This is a genomic window from Flavimarina sp. Hel_I_48, from assembly GCF_000733945.1.
Classification (GTDB): Bacteria; Bacteroidota; Bacteroidia; order Flavobacteriales; family Flavobacteriaceae; genus Leeuwenhoekiella.
Genome location: NZ_JPOL01000002.1, coordinates 1,171,129 through 1,188,675, shown reverse-complemented (window position 1 = coordinate 1,188,675; position 17,547 = coordinate 1,171,129). Strand labels below are relative to the sequence as shown.

Sequence of the window (17,547 nt, the reverse complement as noted above, 5' to 3'; positions counted from 1 at the left end):
AAAAAGATGAAAAACCTATGAAAATTGTCACTTTTGGAGAGGTAATCCTGCGCTTATCACCCCACGGAAGCTTGAAAATGACCCAGGCCAATAGTTTGGAATTTTATTTTGGGGGTACAGAGATGAATGTAGCGGCATCACTTGCCGCCTTTGGTGAAAAAACGCAACATATCACTAACGTGTCAAATGATTTAGTAGGTGATGCCGCGCTGGCAGCGATGCGAAAATTGAATATTGATGTTTCTGCGATTAATAAAGTAGACCACCCTATGGGGCTTTATTTTCTGGAAGTGGGCGCTGGCCTAAGGGCAAGTAAAATTGCCTATAACCGTTTGCATGGTGCTTTTGCTCATATTGAACCAAACCAGGTAGATTGGGAAAATATTTTAAAAGGAGCAGATTTCTTTCACTGGACGGGGATCACTCCTGCAATTTCAGAGAATGCCTATATCTCTTTAAAAAATGGACTTAAAGTAGCACAGAAATTGGGTGTTACCGTTACTTCTGATCCCGCATACCGCAGTAATCTCTGGAAGTATGGAAAGGATGGACACGAAATTTTACTGGAACTTGTGGGGCTTTCAACAATATTCATAGGTGGGGTAAATGAGATTAATGAGATTTTGAAAACCGAATTTGATTTTTCTAAAGAAGGATTTGTGGAGGCCAGTAAAAAATTAATGGAAGAATGCCCTTCAATCAAAAAAGTGTTTGATAAGGTGCGCACAGGACTCAGCGCATCTTGGCAACGGGTGTATGGCCGTGTATGGACGGGAACAACTTATCTTGAAACCAGTGAACTGGAAATTACAGATGTAATAGATCGTATAGGTACCGGTGATGCATATGCAGCAGGTTTGATCTATGGCTTAAAACGCTATGATGATAAGAACGCACTTGAATTTGCCAATGCGGCATGTGCATTAAAGCATACCGTTTTAGGTGATGCTAATTTAGTAAGTGTAGATGAGGTTCTGGAAATTATGCAGGGCAATACAGGTGGGCGAATTAAAAGGTAGTTTAGGATCTATGATCTAAATTTATAAAAACCTTTTATTTTTTAAGAATAGCCATAGGGAATGTATATTTATTCCATAGTGTCAATAGCAAAATAAGAAACCAAAAAATACAAATAAATGGCAAAATACACGCGCATTGAAGCTGTACAAATGATGAAAGAAACAGGAATCGTTCCTGTTTTTTATCACAAGGATATCCAAGTCTGCAAGCAAATAGTTAAAGCTTGCTATGAAGCTGGCGCCAGGGTTTTTGAATTTACCAATCGCGGTGATTTTGCACATGAAGTTTTTGGTGAACTCAATAAATATGTATCCCAAAACCTCGAGGGGATGATTTTAGGTATAGGCTCTGTCATAGATCCTGGGACGACATCGTTATATCTTCAGCTAGGTGCAAATTTTATCGTTTCTCCTTTGATCAATGCAGAAATGGCTAAAACCTGTAACCGCCGTAAAGTGGGTTGGATGCCGGGTTGTGGTACCGTATCAGAAATTAATTATGCTGAAGAGCTGGGAGCAGAAGTGGTCAAGATATTTCCCGGTATGCAGGTGGGCGGCCCACCTTTTGTAAAAGCGGTCAAAGGCCCGCAACCGTGGAGCAGCATTATGCCTACCGGCGGTGTATCACCCACAAGGGAAAATCTTCAAACCTGGTTTGAAGCAGAGGTACATTGTGTAGGTATAGGCTCTAAACTTTTTATAAAAAAAGAAAATGGCGCTTATGATTATGAAGCAATAACCCAAAACCTGAAAGAAGCGCTCGCAGTGGTAAAAGAATTGAGGTCATGAGGCTAAAAACGAGTAAATTTTTACTGATTTTAGCCATTTTTGGGTCGTTTTCGATGATTTTTAGTAGCTGTCAGGCAGATAATGATGTTCGTACAATTAAACTGGGTCACGGTCTTGATATGACCCATCCCGTTCACAAAGCCATGGTCTTTATGGCTGAACGTCTAGAAGAAAAATCAAACGGTACCTTAGTGCTTGATATTTATCCCAATCAACAATTAGGTTCAGAGCGGGAATGCCTGGAGTTATTACAGATAGGCAGCCTGGGAATGACTAAAGTATCTACCGGGGTACTGGAGAATTTTGTCCCGGAATTAAAAGTTATGGGTTTGCCTTTTTTATTCCGCGATAGTCAGCATCGCTACAACGTTTTAGAAGGTGAGGTTGGTGAAGAATTGCTCAATGCAAGCCTTCCCAAAAGGCTGAAAGGACTAACCTTTTATGATGCTGGAAGTCGCAGTTTTTACAGTAAAACCCCTATTAATACCCCAGATGACCTGGACGGTGAGAAAATGCGAGTGATGGAAAGCCAGACCGCTATCAATATGGTGAAGGTATTTGGTGGTTCGCCCACACCTATCGCCTGGGGGGAATTGTATACGGCACTGCAACAGGGAATAGTGGATGGTGCAGAAAATAACCTTCCAAGCTTCTATTTATCACGTCATTATGAAGTCTGTAAATACTATACGATGGACGAGCACACGGCAGTCCCAGATGAATTATTGATCAGTTCTTTACTATGGGATAAACTAAGTGAGAACGAACAAAAGTGGGTAAAGGAAGCTGCGGTAGAGTCTCGTGTTTACGAAAAAGAAATTTGGCATGAAGCTGAAATGGAAGCGCTGGAAAAAATAAAGGAAGCCGGAGTACAGGTTATCATCCCAAATAAAGAAATTTTCAGGGAACGTGTGCAGCCTTTATATGAAGAATATAAGCAGGTTCCCGAAATGAAAAAATTAATAGAACAGATTCAAGCGGTTAACTAAATAATATGAAATTAAAACTAGACAAAATTCTGGGAGGATTTCTCGTTTTTCTCATGGCGCTCATGGTATGCTCGGTACTCTGGCAGGTATTTTCCAGATATGCCCTTAATGCCCCAAGTTCATTTACAGAAGAAGTGGCGAGATATCTTCTTATATGGATAGGCATTCTGGGAGCGGCTTATGCCGTGGGTCAACAGGCTCACCTTTCTATAGATATCCTGCAGGGTTATCTTAGAGATCAAAATAAGATGCGCCTACGTATCGTAATAAATATCCTCATTATCCTTTTTAGCATCGTCGTACTTATCATAGGCGGTGGAAACCTGGTATATGTAAATTATTTATTGGGACAATATTCTGCATCACTCAATATACCACTGGGTTTTGTATATGCGGTAGTGCCCTTAAGCGGTTTGTTGATAGTGACCTACAAGCTCATTGAATTACGCAATCCTAAAAAATACCTGATATGATTGTAGAGGTTTTAATATTGGTGATCGTTTTTTTTGTATTGCTGGCCATTGGGGTACCCGTCGCCTGGTCTATTGGTATTGCATGTTTAAGTACTATCATGGTTTCTATAGATTCCCTGGCCTCTTTTACCACTATCGCGCAGCGAATGGCTACCGGCCTTGACAGTTTTTCCTTGTTGGCCATACCCTTATTTATCTTGGCAGGCCAGATTATGAATCAGGGTGGGATTGCCCACCGGCTTATCGCTTTGGCAAAATCCCTCATGGGAGCATTGCCCGGTGGCCTTATTTATGTCAATGTAATTGCAGCAATGCTCTTTGGTGCCATTTCAGGTTCTGCGGTAGCTGCGACTTCTGCAATAGGAGGTATACTGGGCCCTTATATGGAAAAGGATAATTATTCAAAAGAATTTGGTGCGGCAATCAATATAACCTCATCAACTACCGGTTTGATCATACCACCGTCTAACGTACTTATCGTGTATTCCCTGGCGAGCGGGGGTGTTTCAATCGCCTCCTTGTTTTTGGCAGGATATATTCCAGGGATTTTGATGGGATTAGCCCTTATGCTTACCGCTGCATTCTGGATCAAAAAGAAAAAATATCCGCCGGGAGAACGCAGCGGACTTAAGAAAATCGCTAAAACATTTCTGGATGCCCTTCCCAGTTTATTGTTGTTAGTAGTTGTAATAGGCGGTATTGTTTCCGGTATTTTTACCGCTACCGAAGCTTCAGGTATTGCGGTACTTTATACATTGATCCTCTCCTTTATTTATAGAGAACTTGACATGCCAAAACTGTACAGCGTTTTTTTAAATTCCGTAGGGACAACAGCAATAGTTATGTTGCTCATCGCAACATCCATGAGCATGTCATGGGTTATGTCTTATGAAAGTTTGCCACAGACGATCAGTGAGGCGCTTCTGGGGCTGAGCGATAATAAATTTGTTATTCTCCTTATCATAAACCTTTTATTGCTCTTTGTGGGTACATTCATGGATATGACCCCTGCAGTGCTCATATTTACTCCTATTTTTTTACCGGTTGTGGTGAATCTGGGGATAGAGCCGGTGCAGTTTGGGATTATGATGGTAATGAACTTATGCGTGGGACTTTGTACGCCACCAGTGGGTGCTGTGCTGTTTATAGGGGTGAGTGTGGCAAAAACCAGTATTCAAAAAATAATGAAGCCTTTGCTTCCACTTTATGTTGTAATGGCCATTGTACTATTACTGGTGACTTTTATCCCGGCAATAAGCCTCTGGCTGCCCAGCTTGTTTGAATAACTTTATAAAAATTACTACTTCCCTAAATGAAATTACTAAATAGAATAAACACAGGACTTACAGATCAATTACCGCTCAAGATCATACAATATGGTGAGGGGAATTTTTTACGTGGGTTTGCCGATTATATTATTGAAGAGCTTAACAAGAAGGCCAATTTGAACGCGGGTGTGGTGGTTGTAAAACCACGCAAGGGTAATTTAGACCAACTTGAAAAGCAAGATGGCTTATATAACTTATTTACTCGGGGTGTTGAAAAAGGGCATATTGTAGATCAAAACCAATTGATTTCCTGTATTCAGAAATGTGTAGTTCCACATAGTGATTATGATGCTTATTTGGATTTGGCAAAAATAGATACTTTAGAGTTCTTAATCTCAAATACTACCGAAGCTGGTATTGCCTTTGATGAAAATGATGCATCAAATAAGCATCCCCATAAAAGTTTTCCGGCTAAGGTAACTGCACTTTTGTATAAGCGATTTACGCATTTTAAAGGCGGTGAAGATAAAGGGCTCACTATTATTCCCTGTGAATTGATCAACAATAATGCAGGGGAATTAAAGGAAATAATCCTTAAATATACGGATTTATGGTCACTTGGGGAAGATTTTAAAAAGTGGCTCCAGGAAAGCAACAGTTTTCACAATACACTCGTAGACCGTATCGTGCCCGGGTTCCCGCAGGATTCAATAGATGCTTATCAGCAAAAGCTGGAATTTGAAGATAAATTGATCGTTTCCGCTGAAAAATTTCTGCTTTGGGCCATTGAAGGGGACAAGAAGTTAATGGAGAAAATCCCTTTTCATAAGCTGGAAGAAAACATTCAGATCGTTACAGATCTTCAACCTTTCAGAACGCGTAAGGTTAGGATTTTAAATGGGGCGCATACCACAATGGTGCCTTTTTCCTTACTCTATGGGAATGAAACCGTTAAAGGAACCATTGATAATGATTTTACCGGTACATTTATAAAAAAGGCAGTTTACGATGAGATTAATGGATCGCTGGATCTTCCAAAAAAAGAACTGGATGAATTTGCAGATGCTGTATTTGATCGTTTTATCAATCCATTTATTAAACATAAACTGTCAAGCATCGCCTTAAATTCAATTTCAAAATTTAAAGTAAGGGTGTTGCCCAGTTTAGTGGAGTATCAGCAGAAATTTAATAGGTTGCCCGTGCACCTTACTTTTGGTCTGGCTTGTTTGATTCGGTTTTATAAAGGAGAATGGAAAGGCACAGACTTACCCTTGAACGATGAGGAAAATATTATCAAAAAAATGAACGAAATTTGGCAAGCAGAACAGCTTCAAGAGGTGGCACAGCAAGCTTTGCAAAACATGGGCTTTTGGGGTCAGGACCTTACTAAAATTGATCAATTAGCATTAAAAATTGCTCTGGCATTGCAATTAATAGAAACGGAAGGGATTGAAAATGGATTTAAAAAATTCACTGCTGAATTTCCTACGGAATAATTAAAAAAGATATGAGTACCAAATTAATAAAAGTACATCCTGAAGACAATGTAGCTATTGCACTAGTAGATCTCTGGCAAGGAGATCGCATCAGTTTTGAGGGCGCTGAAGTTATAATCATTAACGATGTTCGTGCAAAGCACAAGATTACCTTAGTGAATCTAAAAGCCGGTGCGCCCATTTATATGTATGGTGTTCTCGTAGGCAAAGTAGTAGTTGATGTAGATAGGGGTGGCGTGCTTACCGTAGAAAATGTAAAGCATCAGGCAGCTACGACAACAGGAAAAACTAAAGAATTTTCTTGGGAAAAACCGGATATCTCAAAATGGCAGAAAAAGACTTTTGCAGGATATCACAGGGAGGACGGTCAGGTAGGAACAGCAAATGTCTGGTTGTTTTTTCCACTGGTTTTCTGTGAGAATAGAAATGTTGAACTGCTCAAAGATATTTTTGAAAAAGAACTTTCAGTACAACAGGGTAGTAAACAGCGCCAGTTGTTGCGCAATCTTATAAACAATAAACCAGAAGAAACACTTCTGGAGGATGTAGCACAAGAAGATCAGGTTTTTAAGAACATTAAAGTGCGTTTTCTTACCCACCAGGGCGGTTGCGGTGGTACACGGCACGATTCAGTAGCCTTGTCGCGCCTCTTGGCAGGTTATATAAACAACCCTAATGTTGCGGGGGCGACTGTATTGAGTCTGGGTTGCCAGAACCTGCAAGTTGATATTCTGACAAACGCGCTAAACAATCTGAACAAGGATATCAAAAAGCCTGTGCTTATCTATGAGCAGCAGCAAGAAGGCACCATTGACGAGATGTTAAATAAGATTATAAGGGAAACTTTTGCGCAAATAAAAAAAGCCGATACGATCAAGCGAAGGCCCGCGCCGCTATCTAAACTGAAATTAGGACTGGAGTGTGGTGGATCTGACGGGTTTTCTGGTATTTCTGCAAACCCTGCCCTTGGTTACGCCTCAGATCTTCTGGCGGCGTTGGGTGGTTCTCCCATATTATCAGAATTTCCAGAGCTTTGCGGTGTGGAACAAGAACTTGTGAACCGCTGTGTTGATAGTGAAATTTCAGAAAAATTTATCCAACTTATGTCAGCCTACGAAAGTGCAGCCCAGGCTTCAGGATCAGGTTTTGATATGAACCCATCTCCCGGAAACATTAAGGATGGATTGATTACGGATGCCATAAAATCAGCTGGCGCTGCAAAAAAAGGAGGTACATCCCCTATTGTTGACGTACTTGACTATGGGGAATATGTTACAAAACCAGGCCTGAACCTTTTATGCACTCCCGGGAATGACGTAGAAAGTACCACAGCAATGGTGGGGGCTGGCGCAAATGTGGTTGTTTTTACAACCGGTCTTGGAACTCCTACCGGAAATCCCATTACACCTATAATAAAGGTTGCAACAAATACGATACTAGCCCGGAGAATGCCTGATATTATAGATATTGACAGTGGTGGTGTTGTTAATGGGGAAAAAAGTATTGCTGAAATGGGCGAGGAAATCTTAGAATATGTTATCAAAGTCGCAAGCGGTGAGATCATAGCGAAAGCAGATGCTCTGGGGCAAGAAGATTTTATACCCTGGAAAAGGGGCGTTTCCCTATAAAAGACAAAAGGTGATGAAAAAGACTGTTCGTGCAGGAATTATAGGATCAGGTTTTGCTGCCCAGTTTCATTTGGAGGCACTTCAACAGGTAAGCGTCGCTTTAATTCATGTAGTAGGCGTTTATTCGAGAAACCCTCAAAACGCAGAAAATTTTGCATTAAAAAATGGTTTAACTTCTTTTTATTCCTTAGAAGAACTCATTGATAGCTGTGATGTTCTCCATGTTTGTACTTCTCCGGTCTCACATGAAGAAATTACCATACAGGTTTTGAAAAAAGATAAAGATGTCATTATAGAAAAGCCTTTAACTGGATATTTTGGCTCGGGTAAAAATTTTAACGGAGACACTTTTTCGAGAAAAACAGGTCTAGATTACGCTGTTGCCAGTGTAAAGCGAATGTTGGAAGCAGAAAACAGCAGCAAAGGCATGATTATGTATGCCGAAAACTGGATTTACGCCCCCGCTATACAGAAAGAAAGGGAGGTTGTTGAAAAAACAAACGCTCAGATACTTTGGATTCAGGCGCAGCAAGGTCATTCGGGTTCTCATTCTTTAGATTACGGAAAGTGGAAATTTTCTGGTGGAGGTTCTTTAATGGGGAAGGGATGCCACCCGCTTTCGGCTGCTATTTATTTAAAAGGTGTTGAAGGTAAAGTTTTAAATGGGAAGCCCATACGTCCTAAAACGGTTTCATGCAAAACGCATTCAATTACCCGCCTTCCTGGTTTTAAGAATCAGGGACATTTAAAAGATTCTTATACAGATGTAGAAGATTATGCATCATTGCACCTGGTTTTTGAAGATGGTACTATCGCAGACATTGTTGCAAGTGAGCTGGTGCATGGCGGAGTAAAGAATTACCTGGAAGTTCATGCAAATAATCATAGAACCATTTGCAATCTTACCCCTAACAATGCTATGCAGACTTATAATCCAGTAGATACTAATTTTACAGATATTTATGTTTCTGAAAAATTAGGTACTAAACAGGGATGGTTCAATATATCTCCGGATGAAAGTTGGTTTAATGGTTATCAACACGAACTGGATGCATTTTATAAGTGTCATATTTCAAGGATATCAGCAGAGAGTAATAGTCTTCTTGCTGCAGATGTGATTGTAACTATTTATTCAGCCTATCTTTCAGCATCCTGTAAAGGAGAGGAAGTTCCCATCGATTTATAGACTTTTTACAATTTTTAAATTCTAACTTTTCTTTTACTGTTTTCAGCCTGACTTTTATTAGAGGAATCCCGAATATAGAGTTCTGGAGCTAATATTACCTTTTTCTGGATAGTCAATTTTTTGTCTTCCAGTAGTTGTTCTAAAAAAACCTTTGCTGCGATTTTACCCATTTCTAGAGGAGTTTGATCTACCGATGAGATTCCTAGTTCCATATGTTGGGTAAAAGGTTCATTGCTAAATCCAATAACACAGACTTCGCTGGGGATTTTAACACCTAATTTTTTAAGTTCTTGTATGGCACCCAAAGCTGAATAGTCTCCAGCGGAAAAAATGGCATCTGGTTTTTCCTTTAGTTTCCAAAGTTGGGAGACCGCGTACTGACCAGCTTCTACAGTACTATCTACGGGTATGACAAATTTCTTTTTAATTGGGAGGTTGTATTTTTTTAAAGCGGCTTCATATCCTTCATAGCGCTTGGTGTAGATTTCAAGGTTTGAATCTCCCTTAAAGTGAACTATTTTTCTGCAACCTTGGTTGATAAGGTGCTCAGTTGCTAGGTAGGCTCCCTGAAAATCATCTATGGTAACAGAACTGAATACCGGGGAATCCTGTTTGCGATCAAAAAATATAAGCGGTGTTTTTGAGTTAAGCACTTTCTGTATATGCCCATTATCTTTAGTGGTTTTGGAAATAGAAATAAAAATACCGTCTATTTGGGTGTTCAATAAAGCATCGATATTTCTGACTTCATTTTCAAATTTCTCATGTGTTTGACAGATAATGACATGATAACCTCGGGGGGAAAGCTCTTCTTCAATACCGCGAATTACAGAGGAAAAAAAGTTGCGATTGATATAAGGTACGATGACCCCAACATTAAAAGTTTTTCCACTTTTTAAAGATTGCGCCAAGCGGTTTTGAATATAATTCATTTCCTTGGCGGTCTTAATTACCAATTCCTTAGTTTTTAGACTTATTTTAGGATTATTGTTTAAAGCTCTGGATACAGTAGCTGCACTAATATTCAGTCGCTCAGAAATGTCATAAATAGTGACCTTATCGTTTTCGTTCATAAAACAAAGTTAAAATATAATTTTAATGCAATCGATTGTACTTTTATTGATTTTATTACAATAATAATGATTATTCGCATATTCCTATTATTAATTTCTAAAAAGATGGGTTTGAATTAGAAGAAGAGAGATTTTATTAGTAGTAAATTAACTTTACTATAAAATAATTAAGTTTTTTTTTGTGATTTAATAATTTATATATACTTTAGTGCAATCGATTACAAAGTGTCATAAGTTTTAGCTGTTAATGTAAAGTATTGGTTTTAAGAGTTTAGAGTAATATAGAAGAAGTGAAACGTCGAAATATAGCTTTGATTTAATCATGAATAGGCTGATAATTTAATTAGAAGTGTCTTTTTAAAACAACAAGGATTATTTAAATACAAAAATTGTACTTAAACGATTGCGTTGTTAATGAAATATTTAGAATATGGAGAGTGCTTTATTAATAACGTTTCTGGATTGGTTTTTTATTTCAATAAATTTTGCCTTTGCGCAAATGGTTGAAATTATCAGCAGTTTTCGGTAATTATAATATAATTGTTACTAATTGTGAAGGGAACTATAAATACATTGCCAAACGGACAGGGGACTGAAATTTTATCTTTATACGAATACGATTTCGTTAATTATAAATATACAGCTTTTCAATCTGACGCTTGTTTTCGAAATTTCGAAAAATCCCACAGGGTTTATGATGATATACAACTCGATGAAGCGGCATTTGAATTAGAAAATAAATATTAACTAACTTTTTAATTGAACCATGAATGATAAAGTAATACTACGAAGAAGATCAATGTTCCTCTGGATGTTGTTGGTTTTTAGTTTCATGATCTCCGATAAAGTATGGGCTCAGGAAACTATTACCGTTTTGGGTACAATTATTAGTGGTGATGATAACAGCCCCCTGCCTGGTGTAAATGTGATAGAGCAAGGAACTTCAAATGGTACGGTAACCAACTTTGATGGTGAGTATTCCCTGCAGGTTTCAAGTGCTGATGCAGTACTGGTAATCAGCTATGTCGGGTTTAAGACTCTTGAAGTTAATGTAAACGGAAGGAGTACTGTTGATGCTTCGCTTGAAACAGACTCCAATGCGCTGGATGAGGTAGTTGTTGTAGGGTACGGAACCACAAAAAAATCTGATTTGACAGGCTCCGTGGTTTCTATTTCTGGTAATGATCTGGCAGAACAGGCTAAATCGAGTGTGGCTGAAACCTTGACAGGAAGACTCCCCGGGGTTCAAGTGACTTCTACAGAAGGTTCTCCCGATGCTGAAATAAATATTAGAGTTCGCGGTGGTGGTTCATTGACTCAAGATAGTTCCCCGCTGATCATCGTGGATGGTTTTCCTGTAGATAGGATGAGCGACATTAGCCCTACTAATATTGAAAGCATTTCGGTATTAAAAGATGCTTCATCTACCGCTATTTACGGTTCAAGAGGTGCAAACGGGGTTATTATAATTACAACTAAGAGCGGAAAGGATGGTAAACTAACGGTAAATTTCAATACTTTTTTCGGATTTCAAAAAATTGCAAATACATTAGATGTCCTTCCATCGGAAGATTATGTTAAATGGCAGTATGAATATGCATTGCTCAGTGACCCTGATAATCTGGATTCTTACGAAAGATATTTTGGATTGTGGCAAGACTACGATCAATATAGCGGTCAGGAAGGAAATAACTGGCAAAAACAGATTTATGGAAACATGGGCGAAGTGCAGCGAGAGGATTTATCTGTAAGGGGAGGGTCTGAAAAGATCAATTTTAATTTTAATTATTCGCATTTTGATGTAAGTACGATAGCGCTGGGTTCTGATTTTAAAAGGGACAATTTATCCTTGGCTGTTAATAGTAAGGCTGGTGACAAAGTGGATTTATCATTTACCGTTCGGTATGCTGATACAGAAGTCAACGGTGGGGGTGCAAATGAGCAAAATGAGGTATCTTCTGCTGATTCAAGATTAAAATATAGCGTTCAATATTCTCCAATTCCCATATCGGGCTTAACAACAACAAATACAGATGCCGCTTTGACTGGTTATTTAGTGAACCCTTTTGTGGCTAACGCTGATAATCAAAGACAGCAATTAAGAAAAAATCTTAATATGCTGGGCAGCTTTTCATGGAACATTGTAGAAAATCTTACATTCCGATCTGATTTTGGACTGGATAACAGTACCAGTCTGGACTATCGCTATTATGGGCGCTCCACCTATTATTCAAGTAACCAGCCTGCTGCAGAAAATCAGGGATTACCTTCATTGGTTTATAGTGACCGAAAGCGGGAAAGTTTCAGAAATGCCAATACCCTTAACTACGACTTCAATAAATTTCTTGATGAAGACCATAACCTGAAATTACTTTTAGGCGAAGAATTGATCATAATCCAGAATAATGAAGAAACTACCGAAATACAGGGCTTTCCCAAAGATTTCGATTTTGAGACGAGCAGAAAGCTAACGACTCAGGGAACTCCGCAGAGCGTGGATAATTTCTATAGTCCTGATGATAAGCTACTATCGTTTTTTGGACGTGCCAATTATGACTTTAAAAACCGTTATTTATTAACGGCCACTTTTCGTGCTGACGGCTCCAGTAAATTTCTGGGAGACAATCGCTGGGGATATTTTCCGTCTGCAGCAGTAGCCTGGAAAATAAATGAAGAGGAATTTCTAAATGATAAAGATTGGCTTGATGCATTTAAGTTGAGATTGAGTTATGGTAAAGCAGGTAATAATAATATCCCTCCTGGGCAAACCGTTCAAAGCTTTCAGTCCAGCACGACAACGTATTTGAATGACATCCCGTCCTACTGGGCCGCTTCTAATGTATTGGCAAATCCAGATTTAAAATGGGAAACTACAGTTACCAATAATATAGGTTTAGATTTTGGGCTTTTTAATGGTCGTTTAAGCGGTAGTGTAGAGGCTTACAAAAATCTTACTACAGACTTATTGCTTGCCTTTCGTACACCGGGCTCTGGATTTGAATTTCAATATAGAAATTTGGGTGAGATCGAGAACAAAGGTTTGGAATTTTCATTGAACTACAATGCGATAACCACACCGGATTATAGTTTAAGTTTTTCGTTCAATATTTCAGCAAACAGAAACAAAATTAATTCACTGGGATCATTAGAAGATTATTATGAACCTTCGGGATGGGCTTCTTCGCAAATAGTTGGTGATTATGCCATTGCGGTTGGCGAATCTTTAGGTTCTATGTATGGTTTTCAAAATGATGGACGCTACGAAGTATCAGATTTTGATTATGATCCCACAACAAGCACTTATACATTAAAGGAAGGTGTAGTAAATAACAGTGAAATAGTTGGTGAAGTAAGGCCAGGTACTTTAAAGTTGAGGGATGTTAATGGTGATGGTGTGGTGGATGTAAATGATAATACGATCATCGGTGATTCAAATGCAAAGAACACGGGAGGTTTTACAATCAATGGTAGGGCTCACGGTTTTGATCTTTCTGCCGCATTCAACTGGAGTATAGGGAATGATATTTATAATGCAAACAAGATTCAGTACACCACGGCTAATGAAAATAGTCAATATAGAAATTTAAGCGCAATCGTGGGGGATGGTGACCGTTGGACAAATCTTGATCCGGTTACCGGTCAGTTGATCACCGATCCAGATGCGCTTGCGGCGGCAAATGAGAATACCACCTTATGGTCCCCTTATATGCAGAATTACGTATTTAGTGACTGGGCGGTAGAAGATGGTTCGTTTCTTAGGTTGAATACACTCACTCTGGGCTATACGCTGCCTGATTCAATAATGTCTAAGACCGGCATTTCACAACTGCGGTTTTATGCAACTGCAAATAATGTATTTGTCCTTACCAATTATTCAGGTCTTGATCCTGAAGTTTCCACCAGAAGGAACACACCGCTTACCCCTGGGGTTGATTATTCGCCGTTTCCCAGAAATAGACAAGTGGTATTTGGTCTAAACCTTAATTTTTAAAAAATGAAAATGAAAAATTTTATAAAATTCTTTTCAATAGTATTTATTACAGGGCTATTGGTTTCCTGTGACGAGGATTTGGATGGGGAATTTTTAGATGCCCCGGCTAAGTCAACGTTGGATGAGTCCACTATTTTTTCAACGGTTGGATTGGCCAGGGGTGCCGTGGATGGTATTCTGGAGCCTATAGGGCAAACAAATTCGTATAGAGGGCGTTTTATTCCCTATTATGGTTTTAATACGGATGTTGAATACAATTACAGTGCTGGGGATGAAGGAAGCGATGCCGACTTGGTGTATTACGACGCTAAACCCAACAACTCAAGGATGAATACCGATAATAATGCTTGGGCATTGATCTATCAGGGTATAGAGCGTGCTAATGTGGCCATTCGTGGTCTGCGTACTTATGGTAACCCTGAACCAAGAAGCGAATTTGGTCAACTTTTAGGTGCCGCGTTAACTTATAGGGCCTTTTATTATGGTGATCTTATTAAAACTTGGGGTGATGTTCCCGCCCGTTTTGAACCCATTACATCAGAAACACTCTATTTACCAAAAACGAGCCGCGATACTATATACAAAAGACTCATCAATGATCTGGGAGAGGCATCCACATTGGTTGCCTGGCCCAATGAAACTGCTGCTACGGCTACAGTGGAACGTATCAATAAAGCATTTGTTAAAGGTCTAAGGGCCAGATTGGCAATGGCCGCAAGCGGCTTTCAGCAATATCCTGATGGGGTGAGGAGAAGTAATGATCCTGATCTTTCTGTTCAAAATATGTATCAATTGGCTCTGGATGAATGTGAAGATATAATCAATAGCGGTTATGCTTCCCTAACACCTACCTTCGAAACTTTTTGGAGGGAGTATAACGAAGAAAACCTGGCAGCCGGCGGTGAGTCTTTGTGGGAAATTCCCTTTGCTGATGGCCGAGGAAGGGTATTGTTCTCTTTTGCCGTACGTCATCGCAGTGTAGATCAATTTACCGGACAGCCGAGAGGGGGGACTGCTGGTCCTACACCCACTGTTTTCTATGATTACGATGAAGAGGATACACGAAGGGATGTAACCTGTGTACCTTACCAATGGGGCACTGCAATAGATGATATTGCCCAGCAAGAACTTGTGGGTATTGACACTTGGTATTTCGGTAAATACCGTTACGAATGGATGGATCGTTATGTAACCTCAACAAATGATGATGGCGTTAATCTTATTGTCATGCGATATGCTGAAATCCTGCTAACTGCTGCTGAAGCAGCGAATGAACTGGAAGGGCCTGGCGCAGCAGCAGCCTATCTTAAAGAAATCAGGAGTAGGGCGTTTCCGTCAGATCAACAAGCGCAAAAAGTAGAGACTTATGTAGATGCACTCACTTCAAAAGAAGCTATGTTCAATGCCATTGTAGATGAATATAAGTATGAATATACCGGGGAAATGGATCGCAAGCAAGATCTTATTCGCTGGAATCTCCTAAGCACCAATCTTAATGAAGAAAAGGAAAAGTTGGCTAATCTGGAGAATAGAGCCGGTGAATATGCTAATGTACCCTCCACCCTTTATTTTAAATATGAAGAAGACGGTTTTACTTTAGACATTTATGGTCTCAATAAGGGTGAAACCTCAAATCCGGGACCTGAATATTCTACATTCGATTGGAATCAGCCACTTGATGAAACAATAACCACAATTTATAAACCGGGAGCCGATCCAGATAACAGACAGTATTGGCCAATTTGGCAAGTTTTTATTGATGCAAGTAATGGACAGTTGGTAAATGATTATGGATACTAGAAATAAAAAACAGAATTAATTTATAATATTATGAAAGCACGATACATCTTTAAAGGTTTACTGATAGCTATTGTACTTGCGGCTACGGTTACAGGTTGCGATTATGATAAGGAACTTATTGAAGAGCTTCCCGTAAACAGAGAATTTGCTCCTGTAAACTTAACGGCTTTCGTTAGAAATCAGGTTAATGTAGAGCTAAACTGGACGATTAATGAAAATGCTAATAGCTATATCGTTGAGTTTGCCAATGATTCAATAAGCTTCGACAATATTGTAAAAACAGTTGAGGTTAATCCAGATGAAGTGCCGGTTCTGGTACCTCTAGAAAGTGAAACTTTTTATTCTATAAGAGTAAAAGCTATAAGTGACAGAGGCCTTGATGATTCCTCTTGGGCCAATGCAAGAGCGCAAACATTGACTGAGCAGCTTTTTCTGGAGGGCGACCCTAGTGACATCAAAGCTAGAGAGGCTCTTTTTAGATGGGTGCCTGATAGCGATGTCACTGAAATAAATATAAGCCCGGGTGATATTTCGCACACAATAACTCCAGAGGAAGAAACCAGTGGTATGGCAACCGTGACCGATCTCACTCCAGAAACAGATTACACCGCAACATTACTTAATGGCAACCAAATAAGGGGTGTTAAACAATTTACCACCGGAATCGATATAGGTGCAGGAATATTGGTAACGGTTGACGATGACTTATTACAAGTGATCGGTGATGCCAATGCAGGTGATATCCTTGTTCTTGAAGCGGGTGATTATACAGATCAAACTGGAAGTATAACCCTGGATAAATCGATTACCATAAGAGGGTTGAGAAGTTTTGACAAACCTTTGGTAAAGTTGAATTTTGAACTTGTCGCAGGTGCAGAGGATGTTGAATTGATAGACCTTGATTTACAAGGAGATGGCGTGGGGTCAGAAACACTTACAGATTTTGTAAGGTACACAGGACCTGGAAATTATAACTCCCTATTGATCAGTGGATGTAATATTCATGAATACGCCCGTTCATTTGTGGCCGGTAATGAAACTGACGCGATTTTGCAAAGTCTTACGATAGAGAATTCTGTGGTGTACAATATTTTTACTGGTGGAGGGGATTTTATAGATTTTAGAAATTCTGATGTATTTAATATTAATATTAATACGAGTACTTTTTATAATTGTGCTCCTGCTCGAGACTTTTTAAGAATTGACGATGCAGGAACATCAACACAAACAGGTTTAACATCTAATATTACGATTGACAGTTGTACTCTTTATGCCTGTTCAGATGACGACAAAAGGATTTTATATGTAAGGTTTCAGGCTAATGAGATAACCGTCAACAATACGATCATTGCTGAGACTGGGGGTTATTATTCAGATCAAAGTAGGACAGATCCTAATCCAGATTTTAACAATAATAATTATTTCAATGCTCTGAGGTTCTATGATGCAGCCGAGACTATCTATGATGATTCTAGCACTTACTTTACACTCGATCCAGAATTTGGTGACCCATCCTCGGGCGATTTTACAATTAAAAATCAAACTTTAATAGATAAACAGATAGGCGATCCCCGTTGGAGATAATATGATTTTGATACCGAAATAGATAAAGGGAATGTATTGTTATGCACAACAGTTATTGATTTTATTGTTCGCAGATGTAGTGTAGATATTTAAGATTAATTGAAGATTCTGATTATCAGAGTTTTCAATTGTGGTAATAAATGGCTTGAAAGCATACCAAAATAGGGCATTTATGAAGGTATATTGCCAGATTATTATCTGTAGAATCGGTAGAAGCAATCTGATTAAGATTTTAATAATTTATTGAATCA

Annotated in this window: 12 protein-coding genes; 11 read left to right on the top strand and 1 reads right to left on the bottom strand. The window is 39.1% G+C overall.

Translation table 11 applies throughout. The features are described from left to right. Positions 1–17: 17 nt before the first annotated feature. From P162_RS05345 to P162_RS05310, 8 genes are all read left to right on the top strand, one after another. A complete protein-coding gene (locus P162_RS05345; RefSeq protein WP_241077734.1) occupies positions 18–1,019 on the top strand; it encodes a sugar kinase in 1,002 nt (333 codons plus the stop codon). A gap of 117 nt (positions 1,020–1,136) precedes the next feature. Beyond that, positions 1,137–1,808 (top strand): bifunctional 4-hydroxy-2-oxoglutarate aldolase/2-dehydro-3-deoxy-phosphogluconate aldolase, encoded by a 672-nt coding sequence (locus P162_RS05340; protein ID WP_031426205.1) that lies wholly within the window; start codon positions 1,137–1,139, stop codon positions 1,806–1,808. Next, a complete protein-coding gene (locus P162_RS05335) occupies positions 1,805–2,797 on the top strand; it encodes a TRAP transporter substrate-binding protein (protein ID WP_031426204.1) in 993 nt (330 codons plus the stop codon). The genes P162_RS05340 and P162_RS05335 overlap by 4 nt, the downstream gene beginning before the upstream one ends. 5 nt (positions 2,798–2,802) lie before the next feature. After that, on the top strand, positions 2,803–3,270 hold the full coding sequence (locus tag P162_RS05330; protein WP_031426203.1) for a TRAP transporter small permease: 468 nt from the start codon (positions 2,803–2,805) through the stop codon (positions 3,268–3,270). Further along, positions 3,267–4,556: a TRAP transporter large permease gene (locus tag P162_RS05325; RefSeq protein ID WP_031426202.1), complete on the top strand. Its 1,290-nt coding sequence runs from the start codon at positions 3,267–3,269 to the stop codon at positions 4,554–4,556. The genes P162_RS05330 and P162_RS05325 overlap by 4 nt, the downstream gene beginning before the upstream one ends. A gap of 26 nt (positions 4,557–4,582) precedes the next feature. Next, complete coding sequence (locus P162_RS05320; RefSeq protein ID WP_031426201.1) at positions 4,583–6,034, top strand: tagaturonate reductase; 1,452 nt, start codon at positions 4,583–4,585, stop codon at positions 6,032–6,034. A gap of 11 nt (positions 6,035–6,045) precedes the next feature. Then, on the top strand, positions 6,046–7,662 hold the full coding sequence (locus P162_RS05315) for a UxaA family hydrolase (RefSeq protein ID WP_031426200.1): 1,617 nt from the start codon (positions 6,046–6,048) through the stop codon (positions 7,660–7,662). 13 nt (positions 7,663–7,675) lie between these two features. After that, on the top strand, positions 7,676–8,848 hold the full coding sequence (locus tag P162_RS05310; RefSeq protein ID WP_206340677.1) for a Gfo/Idh/MocA family protein: 1,173 nt from the start codon (positions 7,676–7,678) through the stop codon (positions 8,846–8,848). Positions 8,849–8,862: 14 nt separating this feature from the next. Here the strand turns inward: P162_RS05310 and P162_RS05305 are convergent, their stop codons facing one another. Continuing rightward, positions 8,863–9,921, bottom strand: a complete 1,059-nt coding sequence (locus tag P162_RS05305) for a LacI family DNA-binding transcriptional regulator (protein ID WP_051907787.1) — start codon at positions 9,919–9,921, stop codon at positions 8,863–8,865. An 832-nt stretch (positions 9,922–10,753) separates the two neighbouring features. Between P162_RS05305 and P162_RS05295 the strand changes: the two genes are divergently transcribed. The 3 genes from P162_RS05295 to P162_RS05285 are packed head-to-tail and all read left to right on the top strand — an operon-like array spanning position 10,754 to position 17,296. Then, entirely contained in the window at positions 10,754–13,912 is a 3,159-nt protein-coding gene (locus tag P162_RS05295) for a SusC/RagA family TonB-linked outer membrane protein (RefSeq protein ID WP_241077733.1), read from the top strand. Positions 13,913–13,921: 9 nt separating this feature from the next. Next, positions 13,922–15,712, top strand: coding sequence for a RagB/SusD family nutrient uptake outer membrane protein (locus P162_RS05290; protein WP_031426195.1), 1,791 nt, complete (start codon positions 13,922–13,924; stop codon positions 15,710–15,712). 30 nt (positions 15,713–15,742) lie between these two features. Further along, complete coding sequence (locus P162_RS05285) at positions 15,743–17,296, top strand: DUF5123 domain-containing protein (protein ID WP_031426194.1); 1,554 nt, start codon at positions 15,743–15,745, stop codon at positions 17,294–17,296. The last annotated feature ends 251 nt before the right edge of the window (positions 17,297–17,547 follow it).